The organism is Membranihabitans maritimus (assembly GCF_021729145.1).
In the GTDB taxonomy this organism is placed as follows: domain Bacteria; phylum Bacteroidota; class Bacteroidia; order Chitinophagales; family Saprospiraceae; genus Membranihabitans; species Membranihabitans maritimus.
In genome coordinates, this window is sequence record NZ_JAJSLW010000029.1 from 1 (window position 1) to 18,124 (window position 18,124).

Sequence of the window (18,124 nt, forward strand, 5' to 3'; positions counted from 1 at the left end):
ACCATGACGATCAATGGCGGGGAGGACTATGATTTTAAAATCGAAGATCCTGATAACCCTTCCGCGAGCATTTCCGGATATATAGAACTGGAACCGCACTGGGGAAGCGATGACCTCGAGTTTTTCTCTGGGACAGGGCCTCATCTTGTAGAGGATTATAACTTTGAGTGTCCGGCGCCGACGGACGGCACCTGCGAAGCAGCAGCCAATATAAGGCAACTTTCGGGTACGGCAACATCATATACTGTGGTTGTATTGATAGGTAGTAGTTTTCATGCGCTCTTAACAGGTTTTACTGGAAACCCTTCACAATATAAGTATTATGACATTGATGAAACGGAAAGTTATACTTTTGTGTCTCAGGCAGATAATGGCGGTTCGGAGGACTACTCCTTGCGCATTGTCCGTCCGGATGCGACCGCACTGAGTTATTATTATTACGACCGTGCACCGGAAGAACAATCGCAGACACCAGCGATCAGCAGTTTTGATTGCCCGTATTAATATTTGAATAAATAGGAAAAAGAGTGTATTCGGAAGGATACACTCTTTTCTAATTTTTAATGTGATCTTTTTATGTTGAAAAAGTATGAATGATGAAAAAATTTATTGCTATCGTTATTTTTTTTCATTTGTGTTTTTACAAGATGAATGGCCAGGAGATATATTATAAGCCCCAAATAATTTCTTCTTCGGTTGAAAAATTAGACGCAAAAAACTGTATAAAGAATCTGGTTGATGATTTTCAGGATTTACTTGTAAGTCCCGAACTGGGTATAACTGACATGACATTTCATCCCGACGGGCATCTATACCTGACTACCCAATACCGGTTACTAAGATATAATGTGTCATCCGGAGAAGTAACAGATATAATATCAATAGAAGAGTTAAAGAAAGGAGATGAGGATAATTATTTCCTCGCTGCTTCGGAAGAAGGGCGTTTTGTGATTAGTGGGGGAAATGTTGATTCCAGAATATATGACTTTGATCTAAGAAACCGGATACTTATAAAAGAGATAGATGACGAAGGAATTAGTGGAGGAAATACCATATCGGGAATTATTGGTGAAAACTTTCTTGTGGGGTCTAAACAAGGGGATGGTGCGACCATTGGAATATGGGACCCGGTATCGAAGGAATTAGAATTAAAGCCAGTGGTTGACGAAGGGAATTATAGTTATTTTGTCCCGGCTATTAATTTTGAGGCTTGCGAAACTTTGCAAATAATTAAATTTAGAGCAATATCTATTGAAGGAAATAATGAAAACTTCCACCCAGTAAAAATTAATGTTGAATCGGGAATTATTGAAGAAATTTGCCCGGAATTGACCTACCCTTCGGTATTCTTTGGAATAGCCACCCCCACAGACTTCCGCCAGTCCCCCCTTCGCATTGACCTGGATGCGGACAACTCCTCCGGTCATATCACGGCCGGCTACTACGACACGCTGACCACCTGTATAAAAGAAGCGCCGCTGATGGCGGAAGACATTGAGATATCCACCTGCGATGCCCAGGTGGATAAAATCTCCTTCCGGCTGAAATACTACGACCAGCCGCTGCTCCCGGAAGAAGAGATCTTTTCGGAGGGTTTCGAAGACCAGCTACAAGCCACATCCGACCCTTCGCGTTGGGTGTGGCTGAATCCCTACGGAGATGATGAGGATCAGATCAAAGCATTCCTAAGCAGCCTGCGCTACCGGGCGGACTGGGACCCGTCGGATCCGGAAGAGCGTAGGGAGCGGGCGGTAGCGGTGACCATGTACGTAGGGGAAGACAGCACCTCATCATGGAGTGTGTACCAACTGGAGCAGAGCGAGGTGTATGCGGGACGGGATACGCTGGTAGAATACTGCCCAAAACCCGACCCCGGGGACGGGTATATTGACCTGAAAGATTACCTGAGTGAAGGAGTAGATACGGTTTCGGGGCGTTTTGAACCGGAGTTGACAAGAGGGAGGGGACAGTTTACCCCATATGTTGATGAAGACGGAGATTATCTGTATATACTGGAAGAAGGGAATTGTGCAGACACGGCAGTTATTCGAGTGGAGTGGTTGGAGACCTATTTGGAGAATATAGAATTGGATACAGTAGAGGTTTGTTCGGGAGGGCAAATAAAGATTGGTTTTCCTCCTGGAAAGTTACATTCAATCGAATGGTGGGATGGAAGCACTGCAGATTCAATTTGGATAGGTGTAGATGATATGAATCCATTTGTAGAGGTTCGTCAGGGAGTATGTACCGGTAGGGTGGATATTACCGTATTGGATCAATCTATAGGGAATGTTGCGGGTCGGGATACGGTAATTGCGTATTGTCCCTCAGGCCCTGCCATCGACCTGAACGCGGTGTTGCCGGCACCGGAAGGTAGCGTACGTTGGCTGGAACCGGGCCTGGAAAGCGGGGGCTCGACCTTTGTCCCCGGTACGGATACGGAAGGGGAGTATCAATATATAGTACGGATCGGTGATCCGGAGTCTGGGTGCACAGACACTTCAATCGTTACGCTGGAAGAAACGGGGACGCAGGAGTTGTTGTTCGAACCGGCAGCGGTTTGTTCAGAAGACATTGTCCGCCTGGGCCTACCGGTAAGTGAATATACCAATATACTCTGGTGGAATGGTGAAACCAGTGATTCGGTGACCTTGTACTCGGGAAATACAGGCCCTTACTGGGTGGAAGCCGAGCGGGACGGCTGTGTGTACCGAGGGGATATCGAAGTGGAGCGGCTGGATTCAGTGTCCTTTCCTACTTCCTACCCGGATACCCTGCGGATATGCGGCGGCGAGGAAGGAAACCTGGCTGTAGCGGGCCTGGATTCGGTCATCACTGAAGGCGTGATATACTACCCGGGAGAGGAAATTCCCTTTTTCGAACCGGGTAGGTACCGGTTGACGGGCTACCAATCGGGCTGTACGGGAGTGAAATTTGTGACGGTAACCACCGTACCGGATCCATCGGAAGAATACAGTGAAACCATCCCGTGGTGCGAAGGGAGTACCCTGACACTCACGCTTCCGGAAGACGAGGCAAGAATCAGTTTTACCTGGCCGGACGGGAATCCGGGGCGTGCCCGGAGTGTGGAAGCGATAGGGGCATACCCGTTTTTGATTCTTTCTGGCGACTGTGAATATGAAGGAGTGTACCGGGTAGAGTCAGGAGACGATTGTCCGGCCTGTACGGTATCGATCCCGAATGCGGTTACCCCGAATGGGGACGGGAACAATGACGGATTGGAAATTTTCCTGTCGGGCTGCGGTTCTCTGACATCGGTTATATTATTGGACAAATGGGGCGGAGTGTTGCATTCTACTTCCGGACCGACCGTAGTTGCTCAGGTATGGGCCCATCTTCCACCGGGTGTGTATATCGTCCAGGTGGTGTACAAAGATGACCATGGGCGGAAAAAGTCAAAGGCGGGGTCGGTAGTGGTATTGCGGTAAGCAGTATGAAAAGAATCAGTTGGCAAGTGGGTAATTTATCAGTTGGTAAGAAAGTTACGAGTTGCGAGATTTTGGCTGTGAGTAGTGATCAATCGGTCAATCCTTCAATTTTCAATATGCAATCAAGGCATTATTGGTCAACTAGCGGCCCATAGGTCGCAGCTTGAGGCCTATGGTGAATGGACGTAAATTCCATTCCCATCCCACAAGCATCGCTGGAAGGTTCTTGCGCCCGAATAGTGGGAAGAGATCTGCATAGGCAAGGTTTGACAAATATTAAGAATAATCTTAATTAATAAATTTCTATAAATCAATTTACTGCTTTATTAATTACGCATTATATAGAATCCTACCTGATGGCTGAGGCAGATTTGTCAATTATACTTACTGCTTATTCCAATCCTTTAATCCTGCAATGTAGAATCTTATAATGATCAATAGCGATCAAGACATATTTACTCGCGGCTCATAGCTCGCAGTTCATAGAGAATGGGAAATAAAAGCATTATTTCAACTCAAAGTACTTAACTCGAAACTTGAGGCGAATAATTAGTATTAATTCAATCAAAAATTAAATACAAAATTTTTGTCCCAATAATATGTCTTGTTTTAAGTATAGGGATGGAAAACTAATAAAAATGAACTCTTTGCCCTTATTGCCCATACTTCACAACACATCTAAAAACTGCTGTAGCCCAGATAAACAAGAATAACGAGGATAATGGTAATCAAAGCCAGAATGATATAGAATTTCCGTTGAAAAGTTTTGTTTTTTGTTTTCTTTACGCTTTTTTTACTTCGGTTACTGTTTATTCCTCTCATGATTTACCTGTATTGTTCAATTTGTTCAATACTTAAAATTAAAAATTTTTTCTATAAAATTCTACTATTTTATCATCAGTCATGATATCATTGGGCTTGAATGGTCTTTTTAGAAATATACCATTGAAGTGTGTGCACCTGCTGAGAGCTACATAACTCTGTCCAAAATCAAATGCCCCGGTTCCAAGGTCTATAGCGACATTGTCGAAGGTCATACCCTGGCTTTTGTGTATGGTAATAGCCCAGGCCAGGGTGACAGGGAATTGTTCGAACGTTCCGGTAACTTCTGATTCGATCTTTCCTTCGGAATTAATTTTATATTTGATATTTTCCCAGATTGTCGAATAGACCGTAATTGTTTTAGGGGTCTTTACATTCTGTAGTCTAACCTTTATAGCATGGTCTCCTATCTCTACTATTTTGCCCAAACTACCGTTGACAAATTGTTTTGCGGGATCGTTTTTCACAAACATTATCTGGGCCCCTTTTTTGAGAATTAATTCAGTAGGTGCAGGGCTTGTATTTCTACTAAAATTTCCGGTTGTTTTGGCTTGAAATACTTTGGGATTACCTGGCAAAGTATTGAGTTTATTGATATTAATTCCCTTAGCGATGTATTTTCGTGAGCAAATTGTGATACTATCTTCCGGTGGAGATTTTCCTGGAAGAAATCGTCGGTTGATAGTTTCCAGGGTATCCCAATCTGCTGTATTCATCCTTATTTCCTCTAGTATATTAATAAATTCCTTTTCTCTCTGCCTGTAAATTTTGGTTAATTCAATACAACACAACTCCGGATTTTCAACGAGAACATGGGAAGAAAAAAAATAGGGAGAATCGTAATGATCCTCTAAGTATTGGGATTCTGCAGCGTGGGCTACTACTGGAGGAAGCTGAAAAAGATCTCCGAAAAATACCATCTTTACCCCTCCAAAAGGTTTTTCACTATTCCTGTTAAGACGCAAATATTGATCGATGTTATCCATCATATCGGCTCGGACCATTGAGATTTCATCGATCACAATTATATCCAGTGAATTAATGAGTTTTTTGTTTTTGGACCTTTTTATTTCTGAAGGACTCAACAATCTGGGCGGGAACCTAAAGAAGGAGTGGATCGTCTGTCCCCCGACGTGAAGTGCTGCTATCCCTGTTGGGGCAAGTACGACTATTTTTTTTCTACTGGATTGACGGAATAAGCGCAATAAGGTTGATTTTCCAGTGCCGGCCCTTCCGGTAATAAAATAAGGTGTGTTACCTGAATTTTCCAATTCGTCAATTATAGCATTGAATTGCTCATCCAGCTTCAGAATATTTTGGCTTTGGATATCCATTTGTTGGGATTTTGGGTTTCCTGGGTGATGGATTGATTAAATGTTGGAAAATTATGTTCTTGCGTTATCCTCTTTGAAAATTAAATAAATTTTATAAACTATGTGAATTCTGGATATTATAAGAACTCGTGATTTCCCGGAATTTGAAGCATGCATTTTAGATATTATCCTCCGTCTACAGACTACAGGGACTGTTTTTGTCTTCGAACTCCCATATTCTTCAGGTACCTTTATCCTTAATGCATCCGATCCCCACGTAATTCCAATTTTTTCATAATCTCTACTTCATAATCAAGGTAATCCTGCCATCGATCATTAACTTTTTCCGTGCCTCCGTAATTTCTTGCCAGGCCGAGGAACATTCGGTAATGACCCGCTTCCGATACCATAAACTTGTGGTAAAAGTCCCGAAGCCCTTCATCCTCCAATTCTGTAGAAAGCAATCTAAACCTTTCACAACTCCGCGCTTCAATAAGGGCACAAACAAGTAATTTTTCAATTAACCGACTTTCTCTGGAGCCTCCTTTGGGCACAAACTGATTCAACAGGTTGACATATTCGTCCTTCCTTTGAAAGCCTAATTTAAGTCCTCGGCGTTGTAACTCTGCCAACACCATGCGGAAGTGGCCCCATTCTTCGGTCACCACTGGAGATACTTCTTCTACCAGTTTTATTTTATCCGGGAATTGTTGGATAAGGGAAATGCAGAAGGTAGCAGCTTTTTGTTCGCAGTAGGCATGGTCTGTCAATATATCTTCCAGACTAATTTTTGCAAGGTCAACCCACCTGGGGTCCGTTGGTAATTTCAATCCCAGCATAGAATATTTTTTAGATTTAATAGTGTAAATTCCTTATATATGTATATGTCATAAATCAACAAGAAATATTAGAACTTTACCATACTTGAAAAAATATAAAATCAATCAAAGCTCTTTCAAAATATATTTCTTTTTCCGTTTGAGGATAAATTTTATTAAGTAATCATTGAGGTTTATCGGAATGGAAATATCATCCAAATATCCATGGTTTTCTGAGGTAAATGCTTCACCGTTTTCCAGTTTCCCCATTTTCTTTAATATTCCTTGTTTGAATATGAAAACGGAATACTCAGAATTGGAAAAACTGCTGTCAATGACCAGGTAGTTGAAATTTTTCCTGGAATTGAGATCATTTTTAAGTACCTCCAATTTACTTTCAGTTTCTATTTTTTGTACAATAATTTTTTCACTAGACTCATTTGCCGCTTTGACTAAAATTCGATCTCCGGAATGGATGATTTCATGATGTCCATGCAATTCATATTCTTCCAAGAGTTTCGTTATGTGAGATTTTGCACTTCTTTTATTCTTATACACTTTTGCGTAAATGGACGCATCTTCGCCGTTTAGAGGTTGAATAATAAATCTTACATTTTCATCGGGTTTTTCCCAATGGGGATCCATTAATAGCCCATAAAGTTTTTTTGACTTTCTTTGGGTGATATTGAATTCAGGTGTTTTTGTTTTTATTTCGGAATCTTCAAGGATAATGGCGAGTATTTCACTTCCCGTCTCTTCGTAATCAATCCTATGGGTTCGTGAAATTATTTTATTGGATTTGGTAGTAGGTTTAGAGAAATGTTGCATCACCCGTTTCTGGATATTTTTACTTTTCCCGACATATAAGAGATGGTCATTTTCACCAAAAAAATAATAAATTCCACACGTTTCAGGAATTTTGTGCAGGTCTTCAATGGTTAAATTACTGGGTAATTTACTAAGTTTTATACCATTGTTAATCAATAGGTTGAATTCTGATTGCTGCGTATCTGCTTTAAGTAGGTTCTCGAATACTATGACAGTGGCTTCCACATCAGCCATTGCGCGGTGCCGTGCGCTGACATTAATATTAAAATATGCAATTAATGCTCCCAGGCTATATTTTCCAATTTCAGGAAAAAGTTTTTTTGATAATTGCTTTGTACATAATTGCTTCTTGTTATAAGAATATCCCAATCTTTCAAATTCGTTGCGAATAAACAAATAGTCGAATTTCACATTATGTGCAACAAAAATGCAACTTTCCGTTAATTCTACTATTTTTCTGGCTACTTCAAAAAACTTGGGAGCATCTTCTACCATTTCATTTGTTATCCCTGTTAATTTTTGAATAAATGGTGGTATTGAAATTTCAGGATTTAATAATGTTTCAAATCGGTCGATTACTTTTTCTCCATTGTGTATAGCAATTCCAATTTCGGTTATTCTATCGGATCTAAAATTTCCGCCGGTAGTTTCGACATCGATTATTGCAAACTTTTTGGATTTTCCCATAACTATCGTGGTTAGGTCATTAACTTCTTTTTTTTGTTTTAAGCGACCAATATACTAAAATTTATACATGGCTTGTACTTTCAGTTGTTGGCTGAATGATCCATTAATAGTGTTGTTTCCACTTCCTACCACATCCTGGTTTGTAAGATAAGTCCATCCGGTTCGAAGCTCGAGTCTTAATCCATTTTTCCATTTTCTTCCAACTTTTAAGACGGACCGCATTCCTTTGAAATAATAAAATGGTATGGAGAAACTATACAATACATCCGGTTCATATGAATAAATTCTACTTTCGTAAGAGTCCGTGCTAAAATAGCAAAAGCGTAAGGAATAAAACCACGGCGATTCGAGGGATTTAAAGTGTATATCCTGAGAGGAAGTATAACCATTTTCCAATGTGCCATTTCCCAATAAGAATCGTGTCCACTCAATACGTGTCACAAACCTCCATTTTTGATTTATTATTTTTTCAAAATTGGCACGCAAATTACTTTGATGGTTTTTGCTTGTTGTATAAGATATGTCATTATTGTTTAATGTATTATCATTTCTAATTTTATGTTTAAAATGAATATAAAATTTATAATTCCGCTTTTTCTTATAGTTCCACCGTACCAGCAGATCCTGGTCAATAGCAGGCCCTGTCCGTTGAAATGTGGGCCAATTTGATTTCCAGGTATCCAGATATAGGGATAATTCGGAAAGTACACTCAAATGATAATTCATTCCCAAATAAATTCCGTGTTCATTGGTTGGAGATGTTCGGGAGGAGAATGCGTTAGAGTATTGGGGGTAATGGGATTCAGGGAAAGATCGTATGAGGAGTGCCAGATCAAGTTTCCTGCTTATCCCATGCAATATCGACAATGAAAAAGCCGGAATGCCAAAATTTTGGGTAGCTATTTCTCCAAAAATGTGTAGGGTTTTAATGTTTCCTGAAAAATCAATGGAATGAAGAGTAAACTTCTTCCCAGTGGGCCGCCAAAAATTATCTATTCGCTTTTCGGGAAGATAAGGACGATTGTAGAATGAAAACATTGAGTTGAAGCCTATGTCCCATTGCTCAGATGACCATAAAATTTTGGTCCCTGCAATTGTTTCTCTAATGGCATTTTTCTTATTTATTTCATTTTCGGTCCTGTGATAGCCCGATGTCTGTATGGCACTGAAATATGAGCCCCGATCCTCGTCTTCTCTGAGCGTTGCATCTCTTTTGAGGGCGTGGCCGAATCCCCATATTTTTATTTTTGGAATTGGGTTGATCTGAAATGCAATTCCTCTGAAAAAATTGAATTCGCTTGTGCCGGAAAATGGTTGGAGAACTTTACCTGTTCTTTTGATAAGTATCGGATTTGAGGATTTTGTCAATCCGAATCCGTGGTATTGTGTCAACCCTTGTCCAAGATTTACCCTGTAATCGCCTATTACAATTGTTTTTAAAAAGCCTTTCATATTATCTCGATAGAGATGAAATTTGTGACTATCAAATCCTAATTTATCTTTGGGATTAAGAGGTTCACCTTCGTCTTTTTCTACGGTAAATCCAAGGCTAAATTGCCCTGGTATATATTTTCTAAATCGGAACAACAGGCTGTTCGGAGAACCCTTATATTTTGGGGGATTACCACTTATACTTTTATACCCCTCTCTGATAGGCATATATGCAGTAGACCTTGCCAGGGCAAAACCCTGGGATTGTTTCCATATTTCAGTAAATGGTTGGGCGCTTATATCTTTAACGGTGATGAAATTGCTTAGTAGCAAAATCTTTTCCATGGAAATCCCAGGGATACTTTGCAATTCGTAAATACTTATAAAGGGTCCGTATTTTTTCCTATATTGGGTGAAAGATTGTATTTCTAATGTTGATAGGAATCCCAATTCTTCGAGATCTGAAATGGAGCAATGGTTTATATTGAGGGGAGCGGTTATAAGTCCATGAAGATATTCTATGGTTTGTGTCTGTTCTGAAAGAAGATTTATTTGGTTTTCTTCTAAAAAATCAAGAAATTGACCACTCTCTTCTAAATTATACACAGGAAGTTGTGATAATGAAAATTTAGAGATGAAAATGAGACCCAAAATTATAAGTTTGAACCTGGGTGAAAAATCCATATTTCACGGTTCTTGAAATCACAAAAAATACTAATATAAATTGTTGAATAAGAAATATAAGCAATCTTTTTGTCACTTTGAAATCGACAAACAGGAAAAATATAAACTCTATATAGAATAGCGAACATTTTACTTTTGATACATCAAATTTTTTAACAAAGAAATTAACTAATGAGCCTACCAAGATTTAGTTCTATTGAAACTATTATCAACAGAAACAAAGAGGACTTCAATTTCGAAGATAAGGAGTCCAAAAATATTGCATCGTATTTTGGGTGTAATGTTTTTAACGACGAAGCAAAGAAGAAATACCTTTCGGAAGGGACTTACAAGAAACTCAAGGATGCAATTAGTGAAGGTGAGAATTTGTCCAGAGATTTATCCGTGGAAGTTGCATCAGGGATGCAGAAATGGGCTATGGATAAAGGGGCTACTCATTATGCACACTGGTTTCAGCCATTAACGGGAAGGACTGCTGAAAAGCATGATTCTTTCTTTGAGTTGCAACCAGACGGAAGTGTAATAGAGGAGTTAAGTGGGGATGCATTAGCACAACAAGAACCAGATGGTTCCAGTTTCCCTGGTGGAGGTCTGAGGTCTACATTTGAAGCGCGTGGCTATACGGCCTGGGATCCATCATCTCCGGCTTTTATATTGGAGGTAGGAGAAGGAAGAACATTATGTATACCTACTATATTCGTTACTTACGGTGGTGAGGCTTTGGATTATAAATTACCATTGTTGAAATCAGAAGCGTTTTTGGAAAATGCGGCCTTGAAAGTTTGTAAGTTATTTGATAACAATTCTGACGTTTCCAGGGTTTCTGTCACACTTGGATGGGAGCAGGAGTATTTTCTGGTTGATGAAGCCTTGTTCTTGGCCAGACCTGATTTAATGTTGACGGGAAGGACTTTAATTGGTAAAAATTCTCCTAAAGGTCAACAGTTGGATGATCACTATTTCGGTTCAATTCCTGAGCGTATTTATGCATTTATGAGGGATTTGGAGACAGAATGTCATAAACTGGGTATTCCGGTTCAAACCAGACATAATGAAGTAGGACCAGGGCAGTACGAATTGGCACCAATGTTTGAAGAAGTAAATGTGGCGGTAGACCACAATCAATTGTTGATGGATTTGATGGATCGTGTAGCTCGACGGCACAAATTGCGTGCTTTGTTGCATGAAAAACCGTTTGAAGGGGTAAATGGTTCAGGGAAACACAACAACTGGTCCATGTCTACAAATACAGGGAAAAACTTATTGAAACCGGGTACTCAACCGGGTAAAAACCTTGAGTTTTTAACGTTCTTTGTTACGACAATACGTGCAGTACATGAAAATGCCCCATTGTTGAGAGCAAGTGTAGCGTCAGCTTCGAATGATCACCGACTGGGTGCCAATGAAGCTCCACCGGCCATCATTTCCGTATTTATTGGTGAATTTCTTACAAAAGTTCTCAATGATATTTCCGAGGAGAAACTTTCTGACGATGACGGTGTGAAAGATGTGATGGAATTATTAGCTAAAATTCCTGAATTAGAAAAAGACAATACTGATAGAAACAGAACATCTCCGTTTGCATTTACTGGGAATAAGTTCGAAATTCGAATGGCTGGATCGACAGTGAATTGTTCTTCTCCGATGACGGTCATGAATTCAATTGTCGGAAAACAACTTTTGGATTTTAATGAAAGAGTATCTTCTAAGATTGATGAAGGTGCAAGTAAAGAGGCTGCAATACTTGGTGTAATCAAGGACTATATCATCGAATCCAAACCTGTTTTGTTTGAAGGGGATGGATACAGCGATGAGTGGAAAGAAGAGGCCGAAAAAAGAGGGCTGCCAAATACGCCAAACACTCCAGATGCACTAAAAGCATATGTAAGTGACAAATCCAAGGCGCTATTCGAAGAGAGTAAAGTAATGTCAGAGAAAGAGCTTTTTGCTCACTACGAAGTAATGGTAGAGAATTATATCTTGCATTTGCAGATTGAATCCCGAACGTTGGGAGAGATAGTCATAAATCATGTATTACCTGCTTCTATCAAGTATCAAAATGAATTGGCTATAAATGTGAAAACATTAAAAGACCTGGGACTTGAGAAGGAGAAATATGAGGCTCAGGTTACATTAATAAATGATATTTCGGATAATATGTCGAAAATCAAAGGGTATGTAATAGAAATGACTGATGAGCGTAGAAAAGCCAATGAAATGGAAGAAGCCGAAGATATGGCAAGTGCTTATTGCAATAAGGTGAAACCATTAATGGATAAAATCCGTATTCACGTTGACAGACTTGAATATTTGGTTTCTGACGAATACTGGCCGGTAGTTAAATACAGAGAATTGATGTTTATCAAATAAAAAACGGTAAAATAATCATATAAAAGGCGGGATTTTTTCCCGCCTTTTTTATTTTCACCCAAAATATAATTGATTATGAGAAACAAGATCGTTGCCGGAAACTGGAAAATGAATACTTCTGTCGAGGAAGGAATTCAATTGGCAAAAGAAATTGCCCAGGGTGATATCCCCCATGATGTCAAATTGATAATAGCACCACCTTTTACACATTTGGCTTCCATAAAAGAAATTATTAAAAACAATGATAAAATTTCGCTTAGTGCGCAGAACTGTCACGAAAAAGTATCCGGGGCCTATACGGGTGAGATTTCATCAAAAATGTTGGCTGATTTAGGTATTGAATATGTCATATTAGGTCATTCGGAGCGACGTACCTATTTTCACGAAGACGATACCGATATCTTTTATAAAATGAGAGTGGCATTGGATAATGGGTTAAAAGTAATTCTTTGTGTTGGGGAAAAACTTGAGCAAAGGGAAGTAGGGGATCATTTTAAAGTAGTCCAAAAACAATTGGAGAAAACCTTATGCAAGTTCAATGCCACCGAAGCAGAATCTGTGGTTATTGCTTATGAACCTGTATGGGCTATCGGTACAGGGAAAACAGCTAGTTCGGAACAGGCTGAAGAAATGCATGGTTTTATTCGGGAAGTGATTGCAAATAATTTTGACAATAAATTTTCAGAAAATATTGAAATCCTCTACGGAGGTAGCTGCAAACCGAATAATGCTAAGGAAATATTCTCTCAGCACAATGTTGATGGTGGATTGATTGGTGGAGCATCACTTCAATCAAGTGATTTCCTGTCAATAGCGGGTTCTTTTTGAAAAAGGATTGGAAATCTTGAATTTTTATTATAATATTTGCATTTCAGCAATTTATATATTATAATTGAAAGTCATTTTCTATAAAGTCCCTTGAATAATGGTCAGTATTGTTACGAAAAGATTTATTCAATGTCATGACTACCTAAAAGAACAAGGTGTTATTAGGTCCAGCCGTCAGTTTGCACTGGATATTAATTATCTTCCTCAAAATCTCAATAAAGTTCTTAAAGGGGACAGGGATATTCCCATGGAAGCCATGCGTTCAGCCATTGAAGTTTTTAATATCAACCCTGTCTATTTGTATACAGGGAAAGGTAAAATGGTTATTGAAGAGGACACGGATGAATTTAGACTCCTTACTATCGTTACTGATAATTCGAATAATGAGAAAATAGTTCACGTTCCTGTACCTGCACAAGCTGGTTATGCTGCAGAGACTATTCAACCTGATTTTGTTTCAGAACTTCCAGCTTATAGTCTGCCCGGTTATGATTTTCAGTATGGTACTTTTCGTTCTTTTGATGTAAATGGCGACTCAATGGTACCTTATTTATTACCTGGAGATAAAGTAGTTTGCCGTTTTGTCGAGCCGCGAGAATGGGGTACTGCCATTAAAGATCACCATGTATATGTGATTGTTTCCAGGGGCGCTGTCGTTATTAAGAGAGTGGTAAATAATTTAGCGCGACACCGGCATTTATTGCTTATTTCCGACAATGATGAATATCAACCTTATCGATTAAATATTAATGATTTACGTGAGATTTGGTATGTGAAAACAAAAATTTCAGTATTTGATCATTCTACTTCCGATACTCACAACGAATTAAATGCAAGATTAAACAGTATACAGGTTGCCTTTGAAGAACAGAAAAAACTTTTGGAAAAATTAGTTAATGAACGGGATAATGAAGGAAATAACGGCAACGGTAGTATTTAATCATTTCGAAGGTGGGTTTTGGGGACTCATTGATAAAGATAAAAATAAATATGTCCCCGTCAATATGCCCGAACAATTAAAGGTCGAAGGTAAAACATCAGTTATTGTAATTTCCGAAAGACCTGATGTCACTGGTATTCAAATGTGGGGTGCATATGTTGAAATAATTTCATTCAATACTTAAAGACAAGGGCACAAGTGATTCCAAAATATTGGTGATTCGCTTAATAGATTCATATTTTCACCTTCCATCCAGCATTCGGAAGTATTTTTCGGAAATTCTCTATTGCCTCCAAATGAAGCATAACTTTAGCGACTTAGTTAATGATATCAACCTCACTCACTTAGATTACTATCTTATATTGAATTCCTTACTATAGGAAATGTACTTTCTGAGTTTCAATAAATCTAACCAACCTAAGCCTGGATTTTTGGAGTGTAGTCGGTCCAATAGAAAATTTTCAACATTTTTAGAGTTTAACAATCGATCAATAAGGGGTAATTTAGAAGTAATACGGCCGTATTTATGTAGTGTTGAGTATAGCTCTTTGCCCTGATGGGATAAGTCGATTAGATTTTCAACTGCTTGTAATTGTTGTTCAATAAATTGGTTAGTGGGTTTTAATCCACCGTGGACAAGGGGTAGGTCCAGGTATTTTATTTGTATGTTTTTTCTTTTTAGATGTGAACTAAATAAAGTATCCTCATGTCCATATTTACTGATAGTTTCATCAAAAAAGACATTTCCCAGGAGGTCGTATGGTACGGCAAAACAACTTGTATTGAAGTGCTTGTATGGATGTTTTGACGCTTTATTAGCTGAACGTGTTTCCCGTTTCCGGCCATATTTCCAATGGAGTAAAAAAGGAAGCCGGGGTTTGTTTTTGGAGTATTTGTGTACTCCTTTGTAAATGTACTTTTGATTATTTAAATTAATTTCCAACAATTCAAGAAGGTTTGTACCGGGTTGCAGGTCCGAATCCATGCATATTGTCCATTCTTCCGCGGAGTGTTGAAGGATTTTGTTTCGCATGACTGACCTGCCTGTATTCTGATATTGTGGTAGGAAGTTGATCTGAGGGATGTCAGCAAGCATATTTTGTAATTGGATAATATAAGGTTTTGAGGAACCGTCATCCCATAAGTTAATTACCCATTGTTTGTTATCCGGTGGGTAATTTGTAAAATACCTGAGTAGGTCCTCAGGAAAGTAATTGTAATTGAGAATATTGAATGAATATTTCATGAAGAGGATAAACTTGCTGCTGGAAAGCTATTTAATGAAATCTAATTCAAGGTAAGTATTCTTATTTTATTTTTTTCGGATTAGAAGTTTTATTGAATTTCATTGCATTTTTATCTTGATATTTTTATGTTGGAAATGGAAGGATGTTGAGAGAAGCCTGAGAATTTTTTTTTGATAAAATAATGTATTATATAAACAACAAAGGCTTTTATTGGTGGTTTATCATAGAAGCTATTACAGTGCTTAATAACAAGTTCGATTGACTGAAAAGATTACAAAAAAGACAAAGAAGAATATGAACCTAACTGAGATCAAAACCCTGAAGGAGTTAAAAAGAGCAGATTACAGAACGAAATCCATTAAAGAAGAAATAAGAGATAATCTTATTGCAAAAGTAAAGGCTAAGGAAGAATTGTTTACGGGGATTATAGGTTATGATACCACGGTATTGCCTGATATTAAAAGGGCTTTATTGGCCAAACATAATATTTTATTGTTGGGATTAAGAGGACAGGCCAAAACTCGAATTGCACGTTCTATGGTAGATCTTCTGGATGAATATATTCCATATGTTGCTGGTTCAGAAATAAATGACGACCCTTTCAATCCTATTTCACGTTTTGCTAAAGACCTGATAGAAGAAAAGGGAGATGAAACTCCGATTAGTTGGCTTCACAGGTCTGAGCGTTTTGTTGAAAAATTGGCTACACCCGATGTAACGGTAGCGGATTTAATCGGGGATATAGATCCCATCAAAGCAGCTACGCTAAAGTTGGCCTATTCCGATGAAAGGGTGGTTCACTATGGTTTACTTCCACGGGCCAATCGATCAATATTTGTCATCAATGAATTACCCGATCTTCAGGCACGAATACAGGTAGGTTTATTCAATATACTTCAGGAGGGTGACGTGCAAATCAGGGGGTATAAAATGCGACTTCCACTTGATATACAATTTGTTTTTACAGCGAATCCAGAGGACTATACGAATCGGGGAAGTATAGTTACGCCGTTAAAAGATCGGATTGATAGCCAGATTCTGACCCATTATCCACAATCGTTGGAGGAAGCAAAAGCCATTACTGCCCAGGAAGCAAGACATTTAAATGGAAGGGGAGAGGTGATTGTTCCTGATGCGGTTTTGAATATCATTGAGCGCGTCGGTTTTATTGCCCGGGAAAGTGATATGGTCGATGAGAAGAGCGGTGTCTCGGCGCGAATGGCTATTTCGGCTTTTGAGAATATCATGAGTTCCGTCGAATTGAGGATGTTAGCTAATGATGAAAAAGAATCAATCGTTAGGGTCTCTGATATTTATGCAATGATCCCTGCTATTACAGGAAAGATCGAATTGGTTTATGAGGGAGAACAGGAAGGGCCTTATCAGGTTGCATTAGATTTGATCGGGGAAGCTATTAAACAGGAATTTACCCAGTATATTTCCAACCCTTCCAAAACCATTGATGAGGATAGCCAGTTTCAAGTATTGCGAAAGTGGTTTTCCACGGGAAATATTGTAGAAATGGAGAATGATGACAGTAATGGAGAATATGAAAGAAAATTGAATGATGTTCCCGGTCTTAATGAAATAATTTTTGATTATATTGATAATCCTACACATGTGCATTTTTGGAAAGAATTTGTTCTCCATGCTCTGGCAGAATTAAATGTACTTAATAAAGAGATGTGGGACGGCCATTTAAATTTTAATGATTTATTGGCCAATATGTTGGACGATTTAGATGATTAAAAATATTTGATATGATTGTAAATGTAAATCCGGACAACCCGCAAGGAAGAAAAATCAGTAGAATAGTTGAAATACTGGAAGGTGGTGGTATTATTATCTATCCCACGGACACAGTGTATGCACTGGCCTGTCTGGCTAATAATAAGGAAGGCATTGCGCGAATTCACAGGATCAAAAGAAGTAATCCTAAAAATCATTTGATGACGATTATGTGTACGGATATTAGTGAGACGTCCAAATTGACCAAACCGATACCTAATGACGTATTTAAATTGATGAAGAGGAACATACCCGGACCGTATACTTTTATTCTTAATGCCAATAGTAGAGTACCTAAGATGGTGCAAAGCAGGCGAAAAACCATAGGGTTTAGAATTCCTCAGAATCCTATAGCTCTTGAAATACTCGCTAATGTAAATGATTATTTAGTAAGTACATCATTAAAAGTAGAGCAAGATGGAGGCATGGAACAGTATTATCCCGACCCGATCGATATAGATGAAAAATTTGGTAAAGTAGTTGATGCAGTAATAGATGGAGGTATATTGGAAACAACCTTATCTTCTGTGATTGATTGTACTTCGGAACAACCCGAAATTATTCGGGAAGGAGCTGAACCAATTTCATAGATTTTTTTTATAAAAAGAAATAAAAAAAGGGAATCCGTCATTGGAATTCCCTTTTTTTAATCACCTAACTTTAATGAACTTTAAACTTATTCATTAGGCCTAAAAAAGACGCGTTTTATCTTTGCGTTCAAAGAGTTGGGCGATGAAAAGGGCTCGATCAATAATTCTAATTGATTTTTTACGGTCCGGGAAATTGTCTCTGGTAGCTTTACCAAGACCTCTTTTTCTTTTTCTGAGAGAACTGATATTTGATTTGGCTTTTGCATTTGGGTAAAAATTAAAATATGTAAATAGGAATAATCTGCTAGTTTTAATAATAAAACGATCCA

General features: G+C 38.6%; 13 protein-coding genes. 8 read left to right on the plus strand and 5 right to left on the minus strand.

Going from position 1 to position 18,124, the window contains the following annotated elements; translation table 11 throughout:
* Together LVD47_RS21835 and LVD47_RS21840 are read left to right on the plus strand one after the other, a co-directional pair.
* Positions 1 to 504: hypothetical protein (locus LVD47_RS21835; protein ID WP_236980646.1), on the plus strand; the 504-nt coding region annotated here is incomplete at its 5' end.
* An 89-nt stretch (positions 505 to 593) separates the two neighbouring features.
* A complete protein-coding gene (locus tag LVD47_RS21840; protein ID WP_236980648.1) occupies positions 594 to 3,449 on the plus strand; it encodes a T9SS type B sorting domain-containing protein in 2,856 nt (951 codons plus the stop codon).
* A gap of 860 nt (positions 3,450 to 4,309) precedes the next feature.
* Here LVD47_RS21840 and LVD47_RS21845 read toward each other — a convergent pair.
* The 4 genes from LVD47_RS21845 to LVD47_RS21860 all read right to left on the minus strand — a co-directional run bounded on the left by LVD47_RS21845 (position 4,310) and on the right by LVD47_RS21860 (position 9,954).
* On the minus strand, positions 4,310 to 5,605 hold the full coding sequence (locus LVD47_RS21845; protein ID WP_236980650.1) for an ATP-dependent DNA helicase: 1,296 nt from the start codon (positions 5,603 to 5,605) through the stop codon (positions 4,310 to 4,312).
* Positions 5,606 to 5,841: 236 nt separating this feature from the next.
* On the minus strand, positions 5,842 to 6,423 hold the full coding sequence (locus LVD47_RS21850) for a MiaE family protein (RefSeq protein WP_236980652.1): 582 nt from the start codon (positions 6,421 to 6,423) through the stop codon (positions 5,842 to 5,844).
* A 105-nt stretch (positions 6,424 to 6,528) separates the two neighbouring features.
* Positions 6,529 to 7,917 carry an exonuclease domain-containing protein gene (locus tag LVD47_RS21855; protein ID WP_236980654.1) on the minus strand — a complete coding sequence of 463 codons (1,389 nt, stop codon included), beginning with the start codon at positions 7,915 to 7,917 and terminating at the stop codon, positions 6,529 to 6,531.
* Positions 7,918 to 7,971: 54 nt separating this feature from the next.
* Positions 7,972 to 9,954 carry a ComEA family DNA-binding protein gene (locus tag LVD47_RS21860; RefSeq protein WP_236980656.1) on the minus strand — a complete coding sequence of 661 codons (1,983 nt, stop codon included), beginning with the start codon at positions 9,952 to 9,954 and terminating at the stop codon, positions 7,972 to 7,974.
* A 249-nt stretch (positions 9,955 to 10,203) separates the two neighbouring features.
* Here LVD47_RS21860 and LVD47_RS21865 point away from each other — a divergent pair, with 249 nt between their 5' ends.
* From LVD47_RS21865 to LVD47_RS21880, 4 genes are all read left to right on the plus strand, one after another.
* Positions 10,204 to 12,402 (plus strand): glutamine synthetase III family protein, encoded by a 2,199-nt coding sequence (locus tag LVD47_RS21865; RefSeq protein WP_236980658.1) that lies wholly within the window; start codon positions 10,204 to 10,206, stop codon positions 12,400 to 12,402.
* A gap of 75 nt (positions 12,403 to 12,477) precedes the next feature.
* Positions 12,478 to 13,230, plus strand: coding sequence for a triose-phosphate isomerase (gene tpiA / locus LVD47_RS21870; RefSeq protein ID WP_236980660.1), 753 nt, complete (start codon positions 12,478 to 12,480; stop codon positions 13,228 to 13,230).
* A 97-nt stretch (positions 13,231 to 13,327) separates the two neighbouring features.
* Positions 13,328 to 14,170, plus strand: a complete 843-nt coding sequence (locus tag LVD47_RS21875) for a S24 family peptidase (protein ID WP_236980662.1) — start codon at positions 13,328 to 13,330, stop codon at positions 14,168 to 14,170.
* The gene (locus tag LVD47_RS21880; RefSeq protein ID WP_236980664.1) at positions 14,139 to 14,354 is read left to right on the plus strand and encodes a hypothetical protein; all 216 of its coding nucleotides are present in this window, start codon (positions 14,139 to 14,141) and stop codon (positions 14,352 to 14,354) included. Before LVD47_RS21875 ends, LVD47_RS21880 begins: the two co-directional genes overlap by 32 nt.
* A 168-nt stretch (positions 14,355 to 14,522) precedes the next feature.
* Here LVD47_RS21880 and LVD47_RS21885 read toward each other — a convergent pair whose 3' ends face one another.
* Positions 14,523 to 15,416 (minus strand): glycosyltransferase family A protein, encoded by an 894-nt coding sequence (locus LVD47_RS21885; RefSeq protein WP_236980666.1) that lies wholly within the window; start codon positions 15,414 to 15,416, stop codon positions 14,523 to 14,525.
* A 295-nt stretch (positions 15,417 to 15,711) separates the two neighbouring features.
* On the opposite strand from LVD47_RS21885, the gene LVD47_RS21890 reads away from it, so the two are divergent.
* The gene (locus LVD47_RS21890; protein ID WP_236980667.1) at positions 15,712 to 17,166 is read left to right on the plus strand and encodes a sigma 54-interacting transcriptional regulator; all 1,455 of its coding nucleotides are present in this window, start codon (positions 15,712 to 15,714) and stop codon (positions 17,164 to 17,166) included.
* An 11-nt stretch (positions 17,167 to 17,177) separates the two neighbouring features.
* Positions 17,178 to 17,795: an L-threonylcarbamoyladenylate synthase gene (locus tag LVD47_RS21895; RefSeq protein ID WP_236980668.1), complete on the plus strand. Its 618-nt coding sequence runs from the start codon at positions 17,178 to 17,180 to the stop codon at positions 17,793 to 17,795.
* Positions 17,796 to 18,124: the final 329 nt, after the last annotated feature.

Excerpts from the sequence above, each read along its gene's own strand:
- LVD47_RS21855 (WP_236980654.1), bottom strand. The coding sequence starts at position 7,917 with ATGGGAAAATCCAAAAAGTTTGCAATAATCGATGTCGAAACTACCGGC.
- LVD47_RS21880 (WP_236980664.1), top strand. The coding sequence starts at position 14,139 with ATGAAGGAAATAACGGCAACGGTAGTATTTAATCATTTCGAAGGTGGG.
- LVD47_RS21890 (WP_236980667.1), top strand. The coding sequence starts at position 15,712 with ATGAACCTAACTGAGATCAAAACCCTGAAGGAGTTAAAAAGAGCAGAT.
- LVD47_RS21885 (WP_236980666.1), bottom strand. The coding sequence starts at position 15,416 with ATGAAATATTCATTCAATATTCTCAATTACAATTACTTTCCTGAGGAC.
- LVD47_RS21865 (WP_236980658.1), top strand. The coding sequence starts at position 10,204 with ATGAGCCTACCAAGATTTAGTTCTATTGAAACTATTATCAACAGAAAC.
- LVD47_RS21840 (WP_236980648.1), top strand. The coding sequence starts at position 594 with ATGATGAAAAAATTTATTGCTATCGTTATTTTTTTTCATTTGTGTTTT.
- LVD47_RS21850 (WP_236980652.1), bottom strand. The coding sequence starts at position 6,423 with ATGCTGGGATTGAAATTACCAACGGACCCCAGGTGGGTTGACCTTGCA.
- LVD47_RS21845 (WP_236980650.1), bottom strand. The coding sequence starts at position 5,605 with ATGGATATCCAAAGCCAAAATATTCTGAAGCTGGATGAGCAATTCAAT.
- LVD47_RS21895 (WP_236980668.1), top strand. The coding sequence starts at position 17,178 with ATGATTGTAAATGTAAATCCGGACAACCCGCAAGGAAGAAAAATCAGT.
- tpiA (WP_236980660.1), top strand. The coding sequence starts at position 12,478 with ATGAGAAACAAGATCGTTGCCGGAAACTGGAAAATGAATACTTCTGTC.
- LVD47_RS21875 (WP_236980662.1), top strand. The coding sequence starts at position 13,328 with ATGGTCAGTATTGTTACGAAAAGATTTATTCAATGTCATGACTACCTA.